This is a genomic window from Litoreibacter meonggei, assembly GCF_003663885.1.
Taxonomy (GTDB): Bacteria; Pseudomonadota; Alphaproteobacteria; order Rhodobacterales; family Rhodobacteraceae; genus Litoreibacter; species Litoreibacter meonggei.
In genome coordinates this window covers 293,038-313,187 of record NZ_RCCE01000002.1, presented here as the reverse complement: position 1 = coordinate 313,187, position 20,150 = coordinate 293,038, and the positions used below count along the sequence as shown (strand labels likewise).

The 20,150-nt window shown below is 56.6% G+C and carries 16 protein-coding genes and 1 tRNA gene; 6 read left to right on the top strand and 11 right to left on the bottom strand.

Annotated elements, in window-relative coordinates:
• The first annotated feature begins 7 nt into the window (after positions 1–7).
• A complete protein-coding gene (locus BCF46_RS06325; RefSeq protein WP_245989880.1) occupies positions 8–493 on the top strand; it encodes a CAP domain-containing protein in 486 nt (161 codons plus the stop codon).
• An 8-nt stretch (positions 494–501) separates the two neighbouring features.
• Here the strand turns inward: BCF46_RS06325 and guaD are convergent, their stop codons facing one another.
• Entirely contained in the window at positions 502–1,797 is a 1,296-nt protein-coding gene (gene guaD / locus BCF46_RS06320) for a guanine deaminase (protein WP_121022858.1), read from the bottom strand.
• 115 nt (positions 1,798–1,912) lie between these two features.
• Between guaD and mgtE (BCF46_RS06315) the strand changes: the two genes are divergently transcribed.
• Positions 1,913–3,298 carry a magnesium transporter gene (gene mgtE, locus BCF46_RS06315; protein WP_121022856.1) on the top strand — a complete coding sequence of 462 codons (1,386 nt, stop codon included), beginning with the start codon at positions 1,913–1,915 and terminating at the stop codon, positions 3,296–3,298.
• Here mgtE (BCF46_RS06315) and BCF46_RS06310 read toward each other — a convergent pair.
• Together BCF46_RS06310 and BCF46_RS06305 are read right to left on the bottom strand one after the other, a co-directional pair.
• A complete protein-coding gene (locus BCF46_RS06310) occupies positions 3,295–5,808 on the bottom strand; it encodes a hypothetical protein (RefSeq protein ID WP_121022854.1) in 2,514 nt (837 codons plus the stop codon). The genes mgtE (BCF46_RS06315) and BCF46_RS06310 overlap by 4 nt on opposite strands.
• Positions 5,809–5,939: 131 nt before the next feature.
• On the bottom strand, positions 5,940–7,232 hold the full coding sequence (locus tag BCF46_RS06305) for an O-acetylhomoserine aminocarboxypropyltransferase/cysteine synthase family protein (protein ID WP_121022852.1): 1,293 nt from the start codon (positions 7,230–7,232) through the stop codon (positions 5,940–5,942).
• Positions 7,233–7,312: 80 nt separating this feature from the next.
• On the opposite strand from BCF46_RS06305, the gene BCF46_RS06300 reads away from it, so the two are divergent.
• Positions 7,313–7,726 carry a VOC family protein gene (locus BCF46_RS06300; RefSeq protein WP_121022850.1) on the top strand — a complete coding sequence of 138 codons (414 nt, stop codon included), beginning with the start codon at positions 7,313–7,315 and terminating at the stop codon, positions 7,724–7,726.
• 5 nt (positions 7,727–7,731) lie between these two features.
• Here the strand turns inward: BCF46_RS06300 and BCF46_RS06295 are convergent, their stop codons facing one another.
• The 3 genes from BCF46_RS06295 to rlmB all read right to left on the bottom strand — a co-directional run bounded on the left by BCF46_RS06295 (position 7,732) and on the right by rlmB (position 9,464).
• Entirely contained in the window at positions 7,732–8,205 is a 474-nt protein-coding gene (locus tag BCF46_RS06295; protein ID WP_121022848.1) for a CoA-binding protein, read from the bottom strand.
• A gap of 185 nt (positions 8,206–8,390) precedes the next feature.
• Entirely contained in the window at positions 8,391–8,678 is a 288-nt protein-coding gene (locus tag BCF46_RS06290; RefSeq protein ID WP_121022846.1) for an immunoglobulin domain-containing protein, read from the bottom strand.
• Positions 8,679–8,687: 9 nt separating this feature from the next.
• The gene (gene rlmB, locus BCF46_RS06285; protein ID WP_121022844.1) at positions 8,688–9,464 is read right to left on the bottom strand and encodes a 23S rRNA (guanosine(2251)-2'-O)-methyltransferase RlmB; all 777 of its coding nucleotides are present in this window, start codon (positions 9,462–9,464) and stop codon (positions 8,688–8,690) included.
• A 94-nt stretch (positions 9,465–9,558) separates the two neighbouring features.
• On the opposite strand from rlmB, the gene BCF46_RS19740 reads away from it, so the two are divergent.
• A tRNA-Tyr gene (locus BCF46_RS19740) sits at positions 9,559–9,642 on the top strand.
• 137 nt (positions 9,643–9,779) lie between these two features.
• Here BCF46_RS19740 and BCF46_RS06280 read toward each other — a convergent pair.
• From BCF46_RS06280 to BCF46_RS06265, 4 genes are all read right to left on the bottom strand, one after another.
• Positions 9,780–10,751: a C45 family autoproteolytic acyltransferase/hydrolase gene (locus BCF46_RS06280; RefSeq protein WP_121022842.1), complete on the bottom strand. Its 972-nt coding sequence runs from the start codon at positions 10,749–10,751 to the stop codon at positions 9,780–9,782.
• A gap of 9 nt (positions 10,752–10,760) precedes the next feature.
• Positions 10,761–12,218 carry a biotin carboxylase gene (locus BCF46_RS06275; RefSeq protein ID WP_121022840.1) on the bottom strand — a complete coding sequence of 486 codons (1,458 nt, stop codon included), beginning with the start codon at positions 12,216–12,218 and terminating at the stop codon, positions 10,761–10,763.
• A gap of 23 nt (positions 12,219–12,241) precedes the next feature.
• Positions 12,242–14,983, bottom strand: coding sequence for an aminotransferase class I/II-fold pyridoxal phosphate-dependent enzyme (locus BCF46_RS06270; protein ID WP_121022838.1), 2,742 nt, complete (start codon positions 14,981–14,983; stop codon positions 12,242–12,244).
• Positions 14,984–15,049: 66 nt separating this feature from the next.
• Positions 15,050–16,024: a carbon-nitrogen hydrolase family protein gene (locus tag BCF46_RS06265; protein ID WP_121023277.1), complete on the bottom strand. Its 975-nt coding sequence runs from the start codon at positions 16,022–16,024 to the stop codon at positions 15,050–15,052.
• Positions 16,025–16,420: 396 nt separating this feature from the next.
• Here BCF46_RS06265 and mgtE (BCF46_RS06260) point away from each other — a divergent pair, with 396 nt between their 5' ends.
• Positions 16,421–17,803, top strand: a complete 1,383-nt coding sequence (gene mgtE, locus BCF46_RS06260) for a magnesium transporter (protein WP_245989879.1) — start codon at positions 16,421–16,423, stop codon at positions 17,801–17,803.
• A gap of 57 nt (positions 17,804–17,860) precedes the next feature.
• Here mgtE (BCF46_RS06260) and gabT read toward each other — a convergent pair whose 3' ends face one another.
• On the bottom strand, positions 17,861–19,246 hold the full coding sequence (gabT, locus tag BCF46_RS06255) for a 4-aminobutyrate--2-oxoglutarate transaminase (RefSeq protein ID WP_121022836.1): 1,386 nt from the start codon (positions 19,244–19,246) through the stop codon (positions 17,861–17,863).
• Between the two features lie 92 nt (positions 19,247–19,338).
• Here gabT and BCF46_RS06250 point away from each other — a divergent pair, with 92 nt between their 5' ends.
• Positions 19,339–20,046, top strand: coding sequence for a cupin domain-containing protein (locus tag BCF46_RS06250; protein WP_281272087.1), 708 nt, complete (start codon positions 19,339–19,341; stop codon positions 20,044–20,046).
• Positions 20,047–20,150: the final 104 nt, after the last annotated feature.

Below are 20,150 nucleotides of genomic sequence, written 5' to 3'. Positions count from 1 at the left end.
CAGAAAAATGGCGCGAGCATATGCGGCGACTTTGATTGCGGTTGGATTTTTGGCGGCTTGCACGCCGGAGGAGTCCGCGCCCTTGTCACCAACGGCTGTCGCACCAACGGCTACAGTTGCTTCGCGTGCAGATGTCGGCGCGCTGCTCAACGCGGCACGTAGCGAAAACGGCCTACCTCCGCTTAATCCGAACCCTAAGCTTGCGGCCGCGGCTCGTGTTCACGCGCAAGACATGGCGAGCGGCGGGTTCTTTAGTCACGTTGGCTCGGATAAATCCAAGCCGTCGCAGCGGGTTATTGCCCAAGGGTATAGCTATTGCTTTGCCGCAGAAAATATTGCCCAGGGGTGGAAGACGCCGGAACAGGTAATGCAAGGTTGGATGGATAGCCCCGGTCACCGCAAAAATAACTTATCGGTGAAAGCCAGCGAATACGGCGCGGCACGCGCCGAGGGCGACTATTGGGTACTGGTATTCGGGCGATCCGGCTGCTGAACAAGATGCTAAGGCCGCACAGCCTTGCCCCCGATCCAAACGGCTTTGGTCGCGCGGTCGTCGCCCATCATGATCGTTGGGAAAATGGCTTCCCAAATATCGCCAGCTCGCTGACTGCGCTGCGCGATCGCGGGTGTCGAGGCGAGGTCTAGCACAACTAGATCAGCCTCCATCCCGACCGCGAGATTGCCGATCTTATCGCCCAAATGCAGCACCCCCGCGGAGCCGCAAGTGGCAAGCCACATCAGTTGAGCGGGGTGCAAGGGGCTGCCTTTCAACTGGCTCAATTCGTAGGCAGCGGCCATTGTGCGCAGCATTGAAAAGGACGACCCGCCGCCGGTATCCGTGGCAAGCCCAACGCGTTGACCGTCGGCTTTCATGCGCGCAGTCTCGAAAATGCCAGACCCGATGAAGGTGTTTGACGTGGGGCAGTGCACCAGCCCCGCGCCAACCTCTTTGATACGGGCCTGCTCGCGCTCGGTAAGATGGATTGCGTGCCCAAAAACTGCCCTCTCGCCCAAAAGTCCGTGCGCCTCATAGGTGTCGAGATAGTCGCGGGCGTTGGGGAACAAGTCTTTAACCCAAGCAATCTCTTCATGTTGCTCCGAAATGTGGGTTTGCATCAGGCATTCAGGATGCTCGGCCCACAGGGCACCAAGCGCGGACAGTTGCTCCGGTGTTGAGGTGGGGGAAAATCTTGGTGTGATGACATAGCCTAGTCGATCAACCCCATGCCATTTTTCCAGCAGCGCCTTGCTGTCGTCATAAGCACTTTGCGCAGTGTCGAGCAGATTGTCGGGCGCGTTGCGATCCATGCAGGTTTTACCCGCCAACGCCCGCACACCGCGCGATTGCGCCTCGGTGAAATAAGCGTCAACGCTGGACGGGTGGATTGTGGCGTAGCTGAGCGACGTGGTAGTCCCGTTCGCCAACGCAAGGTCGAAATAGCGCTTCGCTATCTCTTTTGCGTAGTCGGGATCGGCCAATCGCGCTTCTTCGGGGAACGTGTAGCTGTTCAGCCAATCTATCAAACGCTTGCCCCAGCTGGCGATAATACCAGTTTGGGGATAATGTAGATGCGCATCGACGAAGCCGGCCATGATCAGCCCATCGCCATAGTCGTCCACCTTAACACCTTCAGGGGCTGCAATTTCATCCGCCGGACCGATGGCCAGAATTTTGCCATCGCCAAGGACGACTGCACCTCGTTGCTCAACAGTGACGGAATCCGCAAATGGGGTCAGAAACGGATCACCGGAGAAGCTGAGAGTCTGGCCCAGCAGGATATGTGTTGGTTTGCTCATTCTCACGGTGGTAGCGCCCGCGCCAGAGGATGTGAATTGAAGATTGCGGCTGTTGCTCACGCTCAGCGTTCGTTATGACGGGTTTAGTCGCATCTTTAGCTACAGGACCTTCATCATGGCCGATGATTTGATAGAGGCGCACGAGCCCGCTGAAGACGACTACAAGCTGGAGCGTTCGGTGATCTCTGCGGTATATGCCGCGATTGAAGCCATGGATGCCAATGCTATCGACGTTGCGCTAGACCCACTTCACCCTGCCGACATCGCCGATCTTTTAGAGCAGATCAGCTCTGGTGAGCGGCGTGCCCTATTGGGGCTGTGGTCGATGGGGATCGACGGCGAAGTTCTATCGGAGCTGGACGAGAACCTGCGCGAAGAGGTTATTGGCTACCTGCCGGAAGGGGTGTTGTCCGAGGCTGTTCGGGAGCTGGATTCCGATGATGTGGTCGACCTTGTCGAGGATATGGAAGACCTCAACCAAGAGAGGATCTTGGGGGCATTGACGGACGTAGACCGCGTCGCGGTCGAATTGGCACTCAGCTACCCTGAATACTCTGCCGGTCGTCTCATGCAGCGCGAGCTTGTTGTGGCGCCGGAGCATTGGAATGTAGGGCAAACCATTGATTTCTTGCGTCGCGAGGATAACCTGCCCGAGCAGTTTTATCACGTCATTCTCGTAAATCCTGCCTACCATCCAACGGGGAATGTGACCTTGGGAAAGCTGCTGGGCAGCCCGCGCGCGACCAAGCTGACATCCATCGTCGAAGAGACATTCCGCACCATTCCGGTCAAACAGCCGGAAGAGGACGTCGCTTACGCCTTCAACCAATATCACCTGATCTCCGCCCCTGTCGTTGATGAGGATGAACGCCTTGTCGGGGTTATTACCATCGACGATGCAATGGTCGTTCTGGACGACGAGGCCGAAGAAGACATCCTCCGCCTCGCAGGTGTGAGTGGCGAAGAAAGCCTGTCGGATAGAACGCTGGAAACCGTGCGGCAACGACTGCCGTGGCTAGGGGTCAACTTGCTTACTGCGATTCTGGCCAGCGTCGTGATCGCGCAGTTTGAGGAAATTCTGACGCAGATTGTCGCTTTGGCGGTCCTGATGCCGATAGTCGCCTCCATGGGAGGGAACGCCGGCACCCAGTCGCTGACTGTGGCGGTGCGTGCGATGGCAACACGGGATCTTACAGGGTCCAACGTCTGGCGGGTTGTCCGGCGGGAAGCCTTTGCAGGACTTTTCAATGGGCTGATCTTTGCGGTGATTATGGGCGTCGTTGGCTTCTTATGGTTTGGAACACCGATGCTTGCGGTTGTTATTGCCGTGGCGATGGTCGTGAATATGGTTGTGGCGGCATTGGCCGGTATCCTGATCCCCATCGGTTTGGAAAAACTCGGTGTTGACCCAGCATTGGCGTCTGGTGCGTTTGTGACGACTGTAACAGACGTGGTCGGCTTCTTTGCCTTCCTTGGCCTTGCTGCGGTGCTGCTCGTCTAGCCTTTCGGCATCGCCAGCGTCACTGTACGCCCACCTTTGGTATACTTGAGCTGGCCTTCGCCAATTGCCGCAACGCGACCGCCATCGACCCTATCGCCGATGCCCACTTTCTTGAACCGACCGTTCGGCATCCGGACCAGCGCGCGGCGGTTCGACGAGGTGCCAAACACCCCAACCAAGGCAACCTTACCAAGGGAAATTGCGTTATTGTCCGTTGCCGCGCGGGCAACTGATGCACGGGTGGTTCCGGTCGGTGAGGCGCGGCTGTTTCGTGCGACAGCTGGTCCGCTACCGCGCGAGATTGCGGCGGTAGACGCTGCCGCTGCGGGATTACGTACCTCAGACGGGGCTTGTCGGGCACGTGCAACGACACGGGCAAAGTTGCGCGGACGGCTTCCCGGGCGTAGCGAGCGGGCGACTGCCTGCGCGGTCGGTTTGTCTAGTTCCGCCTGTGCTGCCGCTTCGGCAGCAGCGCGTGCTTCTGCTTCTTGTGCGCCCGCATCAGCCTCCGCGAGTGCGCGCGCAATTGCGTCCTCGCGGGCTTTGAATTGTGCAGAGTCCGGACGAACCTGCGGGCGAATACTGGCAAGCTCAGCGATGGACCGCCCACCCTGTGTCGCGCGCTCGAACTGCTCTTGAAGATCAGACGGGCGTTGCGTCGGTTTGAAACCCGCTAGAGGGTTAGTGGCAGTAACGATTTCGGCGACCGCCGGTTCGGTAGCGGAAGCTGCGTTCGGAGCCAATCCATCCGGCCGTTGGGGCGGAACAATTGGTGGCTTGCCCGAGAACACTAAAATTCCATCTGGGTTTTCGGCACCCTCCGGTGAAGGGCGGACAAGTCCGCGCTCATCCAAGCTAAACAGAATGGATGCTGAAGGCGGTGATGCTGGTATCTGAAATTCCAGTGCTTGCGCGGTCGCATCGAAATTTGCCAAGGCCGGTGCGTCTTCAAAGGCCAGGTCAGGATCGAGAGAGCTTTCGTAAAGGTCGTCGAGATCCTGCCGCGAGATCTCTGTACGCAAATCTGGTGCCATTTGCCAAACGCCTGATACCGCATAAGCGGTTTCGGCGTCGGTTTGTGTCATCGCAGGGATGAGAAGAATTTCCGGCTCTGGGGTCTCGGACTCGGCGATTTCCTCCTCTGACGGAATCGTAAATATATCGCCCTCCGGTTGGAGTGGAAGGGACGCAAGCCGTTCGTTGTTTTCGATTGCTGGTGCAGTTGCCTGAGCAGTGGCAGGCTCGACCGTTTCGCTTTCGGGTGTGTCGCCTCCGAAGAAGCGCGTCACTGCGTTGTCGGGTAACAAGAAGGAAGATAACGCTGCGAAAAGCAGCAACACTACAATCAGGATGCCGGTTAAGATCAATCCCAAGAAGCGAGGCTTGCCCGCTGCCTGACGGGCAGCAAGCTCCGCGATAGGATCAGGCTTCGCGATCGGGATGGCCTGCGCAGCGATGGGCTTGGCAGGCTCTGCTTTAGCTTTGCGATCTTTCGCGTTTCTCGCCTTTGCCCGAAGCGCAGCGACACCTTGCCCCAATCGAGTGGACTTGGTGGTTCTAGGTTCTTCTGACTTTGAGTCTGCTGCCTTGGTTGCAGGTGGTGGAACAATGGGCGGGGCCGCTTTTTGTTTTGCAGCTTCACCCGTTTTGATGCGGGGTTCCACCTTCGGCGGCTTTTTGCTCACAGGCGCTTTGCGCAGCTCGTCTGTTGGAATTGCAATGCGCGGTGCGCGTGACGTGACAAGATCACCTGTTTCACTTGTTGCTGGGCCCAAAACCGGCTTGCGACGCGAAGAAAACGCCGCCGGAGGTGGGGTCGGCAACACCAGCGTTGAAGCGGATACGTCGGTCAGCTCTTCGTCAGCCTCCGGATCATCGTCTTGCATCACCTCGTCAGGAAGCTCATCCAGATCCGACGCTGCTTCGGTCTCGACGATTTCCTCTTCCGGTTCCACGATTGGAAGCTCAAGCACCGCAATTTCTTTAGGCGACAAAACTTTGATTGGATCGTCGTCGGCTGAAACAACCTTACCGCCAACGGACGGCAGAGGGCCAAGGTCTGGCGAGCCGCTAAAATGGGACGGGTCGGGAAGGGCCGTGAAACCCACAGGGTTAAACCCATACGGGCCAAGGAAGCTTTCAGCTTCTTCTAGCGTTTCGCGAGCGACAGCTACGACCATAACTTCGGGCGGTTCACCGCAAATGTCATAGTTGAGTTGTGCGGCCGTGTAGGGCGTACGTTCTTCCAAGGCGTGCTCTACATCAGCCTTGACGTCTTCTTCGACCACAATCGTCGCGTAGAGCAATTGTGATGGTGGTAGGATTAGCTTGGTCGAAAAGTCAGGCCCCTCAAGCGCCTCCGCTTTGTCACGTAATGCTGCAAGCGCTGCACCAAGATCATCGCTATTCAGCGGGGCTTCCCCGACTTCAGCCCAACCAGCGCCAGAAGAATGGCGGTGCAAGAGGACGATGCCGTCCTCAGACAGATTGAGGGCAAAATTGGGTGTCATGCGGAGCGAGCCATCTCGTCAGTTATCCAGCAACATCAAAGGCAAAACCTCTGATACGCCAAGGATATATCACATTCGAGGTGGAAGAAAGTTAAACCGCCCCCGACAACAATGCCGGAGGCGGAAATGGGTCAGGCCGTGGCTTTTGCCAACGCCTGATCCAGATCAGCGATCAGATCTTCCACATTCTCGGTGCCGATAGAAACCCGCACCATATTTGCACCGGCGCCAGCCGCTTCTTGTTGCTCCGGCGTTAGCTGGCGGTGCGTCGTCGAGGCGGAGTGAATGATCAGCGAGCGAGTGTCGCCCAGATTTGCAACGTGAGAGAAAATCTCTAGGCTATCAACCAACTTAACGCAGGCGTCGTAACCGCCTTTGACTGCGAAGGTGAACAGACCGCTTGCGCCTTTAGGGCAAACCCGTTTCGCCAACTTATTATAGGGCGAGGACTTCAGGCCGGCATAGGTCACCGCGTCAATGCGCGGATCATTTTCCAGCCACTCGGCGATTGCCTCGGCGTTTGAGACATGGCGCTCCATCCGCAGTGACAGGGTTTCAATGCCCATCAGTGTGTAATGCGCGGCTTGTGGGTTCATGGTCATGCCAAGGTCACGCAAACCGATTGCGATGCCGTGGAAGGTGAAGGCGAGGGGGCCAAAGGTCTCGGCGAATTTGAGGCCATGGTAAGCGGGCTCTGGCTGCGACAGGGACGGGAACTTGTCGGATGCTGTCCAATCGAACTTGCCACTGTCTACGACGCACCCACCGGTGACCGTGCCGTTGCCGGTCAGGTATTTGGTGGTCGAGTGCACAACCAATGTCGCACCCAGTGCGATGGGGTTGCACAGGTACGGCGTGGCCGTGGTGTTGTCGATGATCAGCGGAATGCCTGCTTTGTCCGCGATGTCGGCGACGGCGCGCACGTCCATGACGTGACCGCCGGGGTTGGCAATTGCTTCACCGAAGATTGCGCGGGTGTTGTCATCGACGGCCGCTTCGACCGCTGCCAGATCGTCAATGTCCACAAATTTGGCTTCCCAGCCAAAGCGTTTGATGGTCTGCGAGAACTGCGTGACCGAACCGCCATACAAGCGTGTGGAGACGACAATATTGCATCCCGGCTGCATCAAAGGGAACAGCGCCATGATTTGCGCCGCGTGACCGGAGGAGCAACAGACCGCGCCGACGCCACCCTCAAGGGTCGCGATGCGTTCTTGCAGCACGGCAACCGTGGGGTTCGTCAGGCGGGAGTAAATGTAGCCGACCTCTTGCAGGTTAAACAACGCGGCGGCATGCTCGGCGTCGCGGAATACATAGGCGGTTGTTTGGTAAATTGGGGTTTGGCGTGCGCCAGTTGCCGGATCGGGGCGGGCACCTGCGTGGATTTGCAGTGTGTCAAAGCCGTAGTTTGCTGTGTCGGACATTTTGGTCTCCCTGAGAATTTTTGTTGTCGGGGACACTAGTGGGTTGGCAGACCCGCCACAATGGTATGTAAATCATCTTCATGTTGACTCCATTTCATCTCGCCTATCACGTAACCGACCTCGACGAGGCGCGCGCTTTCTATGGCGGGCTTCTTGGCTGCGCAGAGGGGCGGTCGACTGACACTTGGGTGGATTTCGACTTCTTTGGGCATCAGTTGTCGCTACATCTGGGGACGCCTTTCGCAAATGATCTGACCGGTAAGGTTGGCGATCACATGGTGCCGATGCCCCATCTTGGGTTGGTGCTTGGTTATGACGACTGGCGGGCTTTGGCAGATCGGTTGGAGGCTGCAAAAACCGAATGGGTGCTTGCCCCGTCCGTGCGGTTCGAGGGCGAGCCGGGCGAGCAGTGGACGATGTTCTTCCGCGACCCATCTGGAAACCCGATAGAGATCAAAGGGTTTCGCGACTTGTCAGGCGTGTTTGCAGGCTAAGCTGATCACAGCTTTGAAGAAATGACTCCAGTGTTGAAGCCGCCCATGCGGAGTTCTCCGAACAAGCGTTGATATTCAATTTTTGGGCAGCGGTCCTGAATGACGATTTTTCCCGCGGCTTCCGCCTGTGCAGCAGCTTCCGTATGAATAACTCCGATTTGCATCCAAATTGTCCGCAATCGGGGAAGGCTTTCAAGCGCTTCTTCCACAATCGCGGGTACGGCGTCGGGTCTGCGAAATATGTCGACCATATCAATGCCGGCATCTTTTGGAATATCAGACAGGCTTGCGGCAATGGTCTGCCCAAACAGCATTTTACCAGCGTGGCCGGGATTGACCCCGATAACGGTATAACCTTTGAGTGTCAGATAACGGGCCACATAGTAGCTGGGCCGAACGGGGTTGGTCGAAACCCCAACGCATGCAACTACCTTCGTGGTTTTCAAAATTCGGCTAAGATGCTCATCGGTGTAATCCATACTGGATTTATGGGAGTGCCAAGCGCCTTGGGCAAGCCTATAAAAAAGCGCCCATGGCGGGGGGCCACGGGCGCAGTCACGGAACGAGGGACAGTGAATTTGAGCATGCAGTTCCGTTGCTATGCCCATGCCGAATAGATGGGGCCGGAATCTGCTCATTTCCAGCTTTCTTACAAAATCGTGAACTAGTCGAAGATGTCTTCGACCTCGTCCCATATCTCTTCCAAGGCGCGGTGCCAGAACGGTGTGCTCCGCCTTTTCTTAAGCCTTGGCTTGCTCTTCCTGGGTGAGAGGGTGCTCACGAGCGGCGAAGGCTTTTTGCGCGCGGGCTTTGGGGCTTTAAGCCACTTCATCTCGTGCAAAGGCGCGCCGCAGCTGCCGCATGCCAACTCATGGCCGTCGCGGGCGGTTGGCTTCAAAATCGTGCGGCTGCTGCAGTAGCAACAGGTGGCAATCTTGATGTTCGGGCGCATAGGGGCCTCTTAACTAGGGCGTCCCACTGCATATAGGGAGACTGCCGCCGCATTCGAGACGTTAAGGGACCCAAATTCACCTGCCGGATCAATTCTGGCAAGTGTGTCGCAAGTTTCCTTGGTCTTATCACGCAATCCGGGGCCCTCGGCACCTAAAACAAGCGCGATAGGCTGGTCTTGCGGGATATCTTCCAGCGCGCTTTCGCCAGTCGCATCGAGACCCACCAGGTGGTAGCCCATCTCTCGCAGCGCCTCCATGGTTGTTGCGAGGTTCTTGATGCGCAGGTAAGGCTGGCGCTCAAGCGAACCGGAGGCCGTTTTGGCCAATGCGCCCGTCTCCGGCGCTGAATGCCGGTGCGGAGCAATCACCGCGCGAGCACCGAACACTTCAGCCGAGCGCAAGATAGCTCCAACATTGTGAGGGTCGGTCACGCGGTCGAGCAGAATGACACGGGCATTTTTCCCGCGTGGCGCGCACAGGTTGCTAAGACTGCCCCAGTCCAGCGGTTTGACTTCCAAAGCCGCACCTTGGTGGACGGATTGCGGATCAATTGGGGCTGCAAATTTACGTGGATCGCTAATCTCCGGCTCCATGCCGGATAATGCAATATCTTCGGCTAAACGGTCTGCTGCGTTCTTGGTCACCACGAGACGCAAGCGCTCGCGCATCGGGTTGGAAAGCGCATCGCGTACGGCATGAATGCCAAAGAGCCAAACGGTTTCGGCAGCAGCGGCGCGGCGGTCGCGTTCTTTCTGGACGACCCAAGTGGGTTTTTTCTGTTTCATAAGGTGGTCTAGATCACCTGATGGAGAAAAGCGCAAGCGGCGGCGTGTTTTCGTGTTGACGGGGCAGTGGATGACTAATATCCAGCGCTGCAGTGGGCGACAGGCCGCAAGGTGTGGCAGGGGACTGTAACTCCCTCGCGGAGACGCACGCCTGGTTCGATTCCAGGGTCGCCCACCATCATACTCAACATGCTGTTTTTATGGCTGCAAGCTGCACCAAGCACACCATACTAAACATGACTGTCTGTTATCGGGATGTTGTCTCTCTCAACACCGCATGGATGAACTAAAGTGCAGCAACGGAATGCCCGCTCTTTAAGCCGCACCAGGTATTTGGACCTGCCGCCGTCCTTCGTTAAAATCATCCATTGCAAAGCTCCATGTGGTGCCGGGCCATCGGACTTCCATCTGTTGAAGGCGAGGCCGGTATACGGCAGTGTATAGCGTGCCAAAGCCAGCATCGAATGCTGTGGAATAGAGCGGAGGTTGGAGAAACGCGCTGATGAACTTCTCCTCTGGGTCGCGGTGGAGGGTCAAGCGCTGCAGCAAGAACCGCTCCCGCTCAACCGTGGCGGTGAACCGGGCGTGGCTGACCCATTCAACGTGCTCTTGGTGGTTTGTTGCCACAGCGGCATGGGTGATGACGGCAGGTCTGTCCGGCGCCATCATCGCTGTTAAATAGCGGCGTTTGGCATCCAAAACGGTGACGTTGTAGCTCATGTGGGTGGGAACGCGGGCCAGCACAGCACCAGCCTCTTCCGCCGTCGAGCAGGTTTGTAATACGTATCGCAAGATCAGTGGGACGCCGAAGCCGTCACCAACAACGCGCCGCCCGCCAAAAGTCAGGGAAATCGCAAGGCCCGCATCGTTCATGCCGTCGACCAAGCCCCACAGCCCGTCGGAGGTGCCGATTACTCGTCGACCCTGCCAACCTGTGTGCAGTATCAAGCTGTCAAACGCGTTAGGATTGTAGTCGTAATTCCGTACAATGACCGGCTCCTTGCCCGGCCATATCGCTTGACTGCAGCCCGCTAGATACGGCGGCGGACAATAGAAGCTGAGGAACCGGGCGGCCTGATCACCGCCCCCCGCCAAATCGCACAGCTCGTCATACAACGGCACGATTTCGGGCATGTGTTTTTTGAGGGCGCGCCTGCTTTCCAGATAGCTGGCGCGCGCAGTATCGCCCTCTTTGAGCCACCAACGCTTGTAGTCGGGCCAATATTCGGCGAAAAGCCCGGCCCATTTAGGGCCGGGCACTTCTTCTTTGAGGGCGCGCCAATGCATGCCGTCTCCTTACAGGATCTTGAATGCCGGATCTGCCAGTGCAGGACCGGCATTTGCCACGGGCAGAGGCTTGCCGTCCACGGTTCTCTTGATGCCGTGGATCCATTTTTTGGCTCGTTCGTTCAACTGGAAGCTCTTGGTCATAGAACGCCCACGCGTCACTAGAATGCCAATATCTGCGCCCTCGTAACGGTAGTCGCCCGGTTGCAAGATTCGTAGAAAGAACGCTTCGTTCTCGGATTCGACCGCGCGGCGGTGGTAGTCAAAGCGGTCATAGACGACACTGCCATCTTCGAGCATCTTGTAGATGCCCGTCTCGGGCGCTTCGGTGCAGATGTCCACGCCGTCATTGGTGTGCTTGATCACCATCTGCGACCAGCTATCAATCATGTTGGGGTCCGCCCAGCGATCGTTCAATTCGTCCACATCCAGATCAAACTTTTTCTTCGAGAACTCAAGCAGGTGGAACAGGAACAACGGCGCGTCCGCATGGGCGAACGCCGCGTGGTTTGTCATGGACGACGCACCAGTGATGCGCGGGTTTAACTCACCCAGCCACAAATCGCCTGTTTTTTTGTCGATCAGGAAGTCCAGCTCGAAATAGCCACGATAGCCTTCCTTGCGCAGTTGTTCACCGAACTTGAAGGTCAGGTCACGGGCCTTTTCGCGCACCTTGGGTGGAAAGGCGGTGGACAGGATTTCGTTGCCACACCAGCCGCCACGATATGGAGTCAATTCCTTGAAGCCCACCAACTCGGTCATCAGCGGGCCAACAATCGTACCTTCCTTGGTGGCACAGGCCTCAATGGCAGAGCCACGGCAGTCGATACGCTTCATGATCTTGATCTCACCTTCGCCCACGATCTCGTGCTCGTGACGGCGGAAGTCCGCCTCGGACTTGATAAAGAACGTCGTGTGTCCACTGTCGCCAAACGCCGATTGCAAAACCAGATCATGCCCAATGCCCGCTTTTTCGCAGGTGGCGCGTAGGTCGTCGTAATCTTTCACCTCCGCCAGCACGTTCGGCACCGATGGCACACCGGCCTTGTTGCCGATGCGTACAGTCTCGATTTTGTTGTCCATGCTCGTACGCAGCTTGGCTTTCGGGAACCAAACGTCCGCTCCCAACTCTTTGGACAGCCGTTCGGTCTCTTCGTCAAACATCAAAAACACGAATTTGGGTTTGCCACCGCGCCGCTTGATGAAGTCGATGACTTCCTTGTGCTGCAGCAGGTAGTTGTTGATGTCCTCGATGGACTGAAACTCCGCATGGGGCTGCTCGGACGGGCAGAACACGTTGGGATGCTTGCCACCGTAACAGTCGATGTAGCAGATATATTTGAAGTTCTTGACCCATTCATCAAGGCCCAGAAGGTTGAAGTTCGTGGCCGAAATAAAGTAGATGGGATCCTCGTTGCGGTGGAAGAACCGGCGGATCTCCGAGATATTCTTGAGCACTGTTGGCATAGTTTTCCCTTTCTTGTTCTTGTTTATTTGGCGGTGGCTGGAAGTGATTTAGCCTTCGGCAAGGCGGCCAATGCCTCCGGCGTGAATACCCGTAGCCCCAGATCGGGGCGGTAGCCGTGGATTTCGCTGACGTCGAGCGCCAGCATGAATGCTAGAATTTCCTGGCTGACGACCTGACCCGGCACCAAGATCGGGAAGCCAGGCGGATAGGGTATGATGAATCCGGCCGACACGACCTCTTGGCCTGCATCCAGAGCCTCCTGTAGCGAGCCGTCCAATTCTAGATAATCGCAGTTGGTTTCCTCGTAACTGAGGTAATAGGCTGTGCGAATGTCACCCTCCGGCGTCACTTGATCAGGCCGGAACGCGTCGTGGAATCTGCTGAAGTCAGGCAGCGGTGGATGGTTTTCCGTCAGATTTTTAACTCGGCGATCAAACGATATCCGTTCCATCTTGGACGCATCATCCAGCAAGTCATCCAATTCGTTAGCGATCTCGACCAAGACCTCGATCAAATAGGCCACCGAGGAGCGGGTCGTGCCGATATTGGTCATGAACAGGACCGTGTTGCGCGAGGTTTTGTTGATTTGAATGCCGTATTTATCCATCAATATCTTTGTCTTAAATGTATCGCCATCCCACCCGGTCCCCCCCACGGCCAAGGTGACACGGGTCGCATCCAGCACAAAATCATCCTGCTCCCAGCAGTCCCACATGTCCGTCCAGCCCTGATCGTTGTCAAAATAGCTGGTCACACCGCTTTGGCGGTGCTCTTCGGGGATCATTTCGCCTGCGGTCAGAACCTTAAAGTACTTTTGCAACTGCGGATGACTGCTGACTGCTTTGCGCATCGACATGGCCGCTTCGATCTGGCGTTGCACAAACTCGAAGCCTTCCAGTTCCACTTGTCGGCGGCCCACGTCCAGCGACGCAATGATCTGGTAATTGGGCGAGGTCGACGTATGGGTCATATACGCCTCATGAAATGACTGCTCCACTTCGCCTTTGAAGTCCTGATCGTTGACATGGATCATCGAGCCTTGCCGCAGAGACGTCAGAGTTTTGTGGGTCGACTGTGTGGCGTAAACCCTGATCCTAGCATCGGGCGGGGCGATTAGCCGCGTATTGAGTAACGTCTCGTCCGTCGCGTCAGCCAGTTCCAATTGTTGAGCCTCATAGGCCCGCTTATGCGTGTCAGTCCGTAGCCGGACGCGTAGGTTGTTGGCAGTGCGCATTCCAGTGCGCTGACGGTATGTGGGGCTAAAGCGGGCGAACGCAAACCATGCCTCGTCCCACAGGAAAACAAGGTCGGGCTTGATCGCCAGACATTCCTCCATTACCCGCTCTACATTGTAAACCAGACCATCGAAAGTGCAGTTGGTGAGCAAGAGCATGCGAACCCGGTGCAATTTACCCGCCGCTTTTAAAGCCAGCAACTGGTGCTTGATTTCCTTAAGCGGAACGGCACCGTACATGGAATATTCGTTCAGCGGATAGCTGTCGAGATAGACAACTTCGGCGCCCGCCAGAACCATGCCGTAGTGATGCGACTTGTGGCAGTCCCGATCCACCAGCACGATGTCGCCCGGACGCACCACGGCTTGCACCACAATCTTGTTGCAGGTTGATGTGCCATTGGTGGCAAAGAAGGTTTGCTTGGACCCGAAGGCACGGCTGGCCAGTTCCTGAGCTTCTTTGATGGGCCCCTGCGGTTCCAGCAGGCTATCGAGACCACCGGACGTGGCTGAGGTTTCGGCGAGGAAGATGTTGGGGCCATAAAACGCACCCATATCCTGAATCCAGTGGGATCGGGTGATGGACTTACCGCGGCTGATCGGCATCGCATGGAACACGCCGGTTGGCTGTTTGGAGTACTCCACCAAGGCCGTAAAGAACGGGGTCTTGTTGCGTGCGGCCACGCCGCGCAGGATGTTGAGGTGCAGCTCCATAAAGTCTTCTTGATTGTAGAAAACCCGTCGGCAAATTCCCAGATCAAGCCCCGCGATGTCTTCGACAGACCGCTCCGTCACGAGATAGGCGTCCAATTCGGGGCGGACGCGGGCGATCAGGCGGCACAACTCCGGTCCGTAGTCCTCGGGCAACATGGCCTCTATTTCGCCAGTCTCGCTGGCATTGGTGATATATTTTCCGAGGATTTCGTTCTCGTTCTTGGATTTCAGAGCCAAACCGGGGCGTACCACGATAGCTTGAATGTTGTGGTTGAAAAGCACCGCGATCAGCGCGTCCTCAAGGCTGGGGACGACCACAGCTTCATAGTGAAAGGGGTCCTCGGGGCGGCGCATGCGTGCTACATTGCTTTTTAGCCAGCGTTCTTGTTGGTCGTTGACGTTGTCTACGATCAAAACCTCGAAGTAGGGGCGGGCCATCGCGCGCGCTTCGGGCGACAGCAGTGCCTCGTCGTTGTGTTCTTCGTCGTCGGTGCTGTCACGGTCCAGCGGGATGCTGCGGCGGCGATACGCCCCCGAGGTCAGCGCGCGCTTGACCCGATTCACGGTAAATGACAGGTCGTCAAAGTTTCCATGTTCAAATTGGCGGCGCATGTGGTCGAACGCAGCCATTCCTGGAAACGCCCAATAGGGTTCGATCAATGCAAGCGAACTGAATAGATCGGTGATCCGAACCTTGGTGGCTGCCGCTTTCTTGGCATTTTGCTCACGGCACAGTGACGTCACGGCCTCACGCAAAGCGCTCCATCTGTCGGCGCGAAGTTGGGTCGCGGAATAGTAGTCGCTGACGGAATCCATCGGTCGTTCTCCCAATTAGGGCTAAAACACGATGAACCCGCAGCTGTATGCCGCAGACCCTCTGTTTTAGTTACCTGGTGTCTTGCCCATGGCGGGCGAAACCCCGAACCCTAGTTTCGGTTCGCGGTCAAATACTTCGGCCTCAGCGCTGGCAGGTACATCTACATGCAGCCCTGCACGGGAGCCCTGATGAGGCACCTTAAGAGGCCCAAGCGTGTTCAAGAATGCGTCGGTACCGCTGGTGCGATCATAGACAGAGAAATCTGTGGGTCGGTCGCGGAAGCTTTTGAGGACCTGACCCAGACCTTTCATGCCGGTCTCGCGTTGGCGGCGAACCATCGAAAGATCGACTTCGATCGGGAACATGTCTTCTTGACCCGCTGACTGGTGCAAAACCAGAGATGTTGGATCAACGACGAGTGACTTGCCGACACCGCCGGCGCCCAATCCATTGACGTCAATGACATAACATTGGAACTGAGCTGCGGTCGCCCGCGCGATGGCAAGTTCCGCGTCGCGGTCAGTTGTGCCGGTCAAGACCGGGTGCAACAGCACCTCCACGCCCTGCGACGTAAGTTGGCGCGTCGTCTCGGGAAACCACATATCGTAGCAGATCGACAGCCCAAAGCGGCCCACATCTGGCACATCAAAGACGCAAAAATCCGTGCCCGCGGCGACACCCGCCTCGTAGGGAAGGAATGGGAACATCTTGGCGTAGCGGCGAATGATGTCGCCATCTGGATTGATAACCAGAGACGTATTGTAAACCTTACCATCCTCTGGATTCGTCAGGAACATCGAGCCGGGGATCAGCCAGATCTTGTGGCGACGGGCCGCTTCACAAAACCGGTCGATGACGTCGTTCTCGGGTGGCAGCTTGAATTTTTCCAAAGGGCCAAATGGCGCGAGTTCGCTGAACAACACCATTTGGGTCCACGGGAAGCGCATCATCAGAACGTCGAGGCGCTGCATCATGCCCTCAACATTGGGCTGAAGGGCGTTGACGTACATCTGCACGCCTGCAATTGCGAAAGGGGTCATGTCTTGAATACTCCGTGAAAACAGAGGCGTCCCATCGGGGTCGTCCATCTCATTGTTTCACGCATCTTCTAAGCCCTAACATCCGGAACGGAAACAGGTGATCGGCGTACGCCACAATTTGGTTTGACCAAGCAAGGGCCAAAAAAACTTAGGCAACAAGAATTCAAAAGTCTGCCGAACTCGACCTTCTCTTGCAACAAGATTCATGAAATGCGGGTAAAAATGTTTAATATTTCGATCAAAGCGCGTGTATTCTGATGAAACCATGTAAGCTAACCCGTGACAATGCGCGACGCTGGAGCCCTCTGACCCACCGAAGTTACGTGTGCTGAGTTCAGTTAGTGTGATTGGCGACGATGCAAACCGGCCTCGCAAGCCACGACACAAGGGCACCAAGTGAACACACCTTTATTGGACAACAGCGAAACGCGAGAGACCGACATCTCAGATGCGGTCGAAGTAGCCTTCGCGCAAGAAGACGCCACGTCACTCAATGAAATCCTTGAACGTGTCACAATTAGCGAGGCGCTGCGGGTCGTTCTGGACTTCTCACCGCAAGACCGAGACAGCATTATCTCGCTTCTAACGCCTGAATTGGCTTCTCGGTTAATCGACGAAGCCCCATTGGAGGTCGCGGGCGACCTGATGGAAGGGCAGGCCCCGGCGAAGGCGGTCGAGATTTTCGACGAGCTGGACTCCGATGTGCAGGCAGATGTCATCGCCGAACTGGACGCTGAGGACGCCGAAGCGCTTTTAGCCGGGATCGACCCCGAAGACGCCGCCGGAGTGCGTCGCCTGACCCAATATGCGGCGGAAACGGCGGGTGGCTTGATGCTAGCTGATGCCTTTCAGTTCAGGCGCGACCAAACCGTTGGGGCCGTTCTGCGTAGCCTCGCCAGCGATGATGAAGATCTTGAGCGCTACAACGGGCAACATCCCTATATTATCGACGACAAGAACCATCCGGTCGGTGTGGTCTCACTTCGCGGACTATTGACCGCGAAGCGCAGTGGTAGGCTTGAAGACATTATGGTCAAGCCGATGACAGTGCCTGTGCACGCCTCCCTGACCGAACTTCAAGACCTGTTTAATGACTACGACTTCCTCGGCTTTCCAGTGGTCGACGAGGATGGTGCGCTTGTTGGCGTGGTTTCGCGTACAGCCGTCGACGCGGCCATTCTCGCCCGCTCCGAAACCGAAAACTTGCGTATGCAAGGTATCGTCGGGGACGAGTTGCGAACCATGCCGCTTGCTATCCGATCTCGGCGGCGACTGGCGTGGCTGTCGGCCAACATCGTTCTCAATATCGTCGCGGCCAGCGTTATTTCCGCCTACGAAGAAACCCTTGCGGCCGTCATCGCCATCGCCGTCTTCCTTCCCATGGTGTCAGACATGAGCGGTTGTTCGGGCAATCAAGCTGTCGGTGTCACCATGAGAGAGCTTTCCTTGGGGCTTGTACGGCCCAAAGACGCGATGCGCGTCTGGCTCAAGGAGGTTTCTGTCGGCGTGATAAATGGGGTGGTGCTGGGCATTTTGATCGGCATTGTGTGTTGGGTTTGGAAGGGCAACGCTTATCTGGGCCTCGTGATAGGTTTGGCCTTGGCGCTGAACACTATGATCGCCGTGTCTATTGGAGGTGTAGTGCCATTGTTGCTCAAGCGTATCGGCCAAGACCCCGCCGTGGCGTCCGGCCCTTTGCTAACGACCATCACCGATATGGCCGGATTTTTTCTGGTTCTTAGTCTTGCGACACTGATGATGCCGCTACTTCTAAATTGAAACGAAAAGGGCGAACCACATTGGTCCGCCCTTTCCTCGTTAGCTCGAGGTCTCACCTTAGGCGTGCTGCTCTGCAATCGCTGCTGCAAGGGATGCCTCAAAGATGGCCAACCCTTCGTCGACAATCTCGTCTGAAGCTGTCAGCGGCACCATGATCCGCAGCGCATTGCCGTGCATACCGCAACCCAGCAAGATCAAGCCGCGCTGCAAGGCGTGGGCTATCACGGATTTCGTTAGCGCCGCATCAGGTGTGGCTGTTTCAAAATCGGTCACGAACTCAACGGCCAGCATAGCGCCAAGCCCACGGATGTCCCACATGCGAAGGGGCGAAATACGTGCGCCGATTTCGGCAAACCGCTCGCGGAAATACGCACCGAGGGCTGTCGAGCGGGCCAGAAGACCTTCTTCCTCAATGGCCTCAATCGCAGCAAGAGCGGCAGCGCAGGCAACGGGGTTGCCGCCATATGTACCGCCCAGACCGCCCGGAATGACCGCATCCATCACGTCGGCGCGACCGATCACACCCGCGATCGGGTAGCCACCCGCCATGGATTTTGCAACAGTGATCAGATCAGGCACCACGCCGGAATGCTCAATTGCAAACCACGTTCCAGTCCGGCCGAAGCCAGCTTGAATTTCGTCGGCGATCAGCATGATGCCGTGGGTGTCGCAGATTTCTCGCAAGGCTTTGAGCATTTCGAACGGCACAGGAGTGTAGCCGCCTTCGCCCAGCACGGGCTCGATGATGATCGCAGCAACGCGCTCTGGCTGGGCATCGGTCAGGAACAGGTTTTGCAAACCCGTCAGTGCGTCCTGCACTGTGATGCCATCACGCAGACTTGGGAAGGGTGCGCGGAAGATATCGGACGGAAACGGGCCCACGTCCTTTTTGTAAGGCGAGATTTTGCCAGTCATGCCCAGCGTCAACAAGGTGCGACCATGGTAGCTACCGGTAAACGCGATCACCCCCGGACGTCCCGTGGCGGCGCGGGCGATCTTGACCGCATTTTCCACAGCCTCGGCACCTGTCGTGACAAGCAGCGACTTTTTGGCGTGATCTCCGGGTGCCAGCGCGTTCAGCTTTTCGGCGAGCGCGACATAGGGCTCGTAGGGGACAACCTGAAAGCTGGTGTGGGTGTAAAGGTCCTCTTGCGCCTTGGCGGCAGCAACAACCTTCGGGTGGCGGTGGCCGGTGTTAAGAACGGCAATGCCGCCTGCAAAATCGACAAAGCGATTGCCTTCGACGTCCCAAAGCTCGGCGTTTTCAGCATGACTCGCAAAGATCGGCGCGGCGGACGCAACTCCGCGTGCTACCGCGGCTTCGCGACGGGCCACCAGATCCGCATTGGTCTTGGTGGCTTGTACGGATTCTGGAACAATCGAAATGCTCGGCTTGATCTTCGCGGCGGTTTTGCGAGGCTTCTTTTTCACGGTATTCGTCATTTCTGGCGTCCTTGTAGGGCTGAAGGAAATTTATCTCGCGGGGTTTCCCCGTATGGTCGAGCGTTTAAAATTCTCAGTAATACGTTTATTATATGTGTCAATATGCAATCGTACAGTTCAAACCTATTGCTCCGGCCACCCAAAATGGTGGCAATCTGCTGTTCGAATGGTATTTCGGTAAGCACGATGTTGGATTAGGAGTTGTTATTAAGAACAAAAAACCGAAAATCGGCAAAGGCACACGTGTGGATATTGGAAAAAGACTACAAGCGCTCCGGAAGGCACATGGTCTGTCGCAGCGGGAACTTGCCTCTCGCGCAGGTTTGACGAACGGAACGATTTCGCTGATCGAGCAGAACAAGACCAGTCCTTCGGTCGCTTCGCTCAAAAGTCTTCTCGACGCAATTCCGATGAGCATTGCAGAATTTTTCGCGAATATCGAGCAAGAGCAACAGGCTACGTATTTCTATGCTGCGGATGAGTTCATCGAAATTGCCCCACAATCTGACGGCCCAACGGTGTCGTTGCGCCAACTCGGGCAAGCCAGCCATCATGCGTTGCAAATTCTCGACGAAGCTTATCCACCAAATGCCGACACCGGGCCCGAACTGCTGTCCCATATTGGTGAAGAGGCGGGAATCGTTACCCAAGGCGAAATTGAGATTACCGTTGCAGATCAGGTTAAGGTGCTCCGCGTTGGCGAAGGATACCTGTTCGACAGTCAATTACCACACCGTTTCCGCAATGTTAGCGACTCTATGTGCCGAATTATCAGCGCCTGCACGCCACCGACCTTCTAGTTTTTGACCCACAGGCCAACTCTTCTGGCCTTGAGTTAGTTACGTTTGAAGAGACTTCATTTCCCAATACTGGTCGCTGAATTTCTCTGGAAGTTTACTTCGAG

Coding starts and splice junctions, on each gene's coding strand:
- BCF46_RS06290 (WP_121022846.1), bottom strand. CDS start 8,678: ATGCGCCCGAACATCAAGATTGCCACCTGTTGCTACTGCAGCAGCCGC.
- BCF46_RS06280 (WP_121022842.1), bottom strand. CDS start 10,751: ATGCATTGGCGCGCCCTCAAAGAAGAAGTGCCCGGCCCTAAATGGGCC.
- BCF46_RS06250 (WP_281272087.1), top strand. CDS start 19,339: ATGTGTCAATATGCAATCGTACAGTTCAAACCTATTGCTCCGGCCACC.
- BCF46_RS06310 (WP_121022854.1), bottom strand. CDS start 5,808: ATGACACCCAATTTTGCCCTCAATCTGTCTGAGGACGGCATCGTCCTC.
- BCF46_RS06305 (WP_121022852.1), bottom strand. CDS start 7,232: ATGTCCGACACAGCAAACTACGGCTTTGACACACTGCAAATCCACGCA.
- mgtE (WP_121022856.1), top strand. CDS start 1,913: ATGGCCGATGATTTGATAGAGGCGCACGAGCCCGCTGAAGACGACTAC.
- rlmB (WP_121022844.1), bottom strand. CDS start 9,464: ATGAAACAGAAAAAACCCACTTGGGTCGTCCAGAAAGAACGCGACCGC.
- BCF46_RS06265 (WP_121023277.1), bottom strand. CDS start 16,024: ATGACCCCTTTCGCAATTGCAGGCGTGCAGATGTACGTCAACGCCCTT.
- BCF46_RS06325 (WP_245989880.1), top strand. CDS start 8: ATGGCGCGAGCATATGCGGCGACTTTGATTGCGGTTGGATTTTTGGCG.
- BCF46_RS06275 (WP_121022840.1), bottom strand. CDS start 12,218: ATGCCAACAGTGCTCAAGAATATCTCGGAGATCCGCCGGTTCTTCCAC.
- BCF46_RS06295 (WP_121022848.1), bottom strand. CDS start 8,205: ATGGATTACACCGATGAGCATCTTAGCCGAATTTTGAAAACCACGAAG.
- guaD (WP_121022858.1), bottom strand. CDS start 1,797: ATGAGCAAACCAACACATATCCTGCTGGGCCAGACTCTCAGCTTCTCC.
- BCF46_RS06270 (WP_121022838.1), bottom strand. CDS start 14,983: ATGGATTCCGTCAGCGACTACTATTCCGCGACCCAACTTCGCGCCGAC.
- BCF46_RS06300 (WP_121022850.1), top strand. CDS start 7,313: ATGTTGACTCCATTTCATCTCGCCTATCACGTAACCGACCTCGACGAG.
- gabT (WP_121022836.1), bottom strand. CDS start 19,246: ATGACGAATACCGTGAAAAAGAAGCCTCGCAAAACCGCCGCGAAGATC.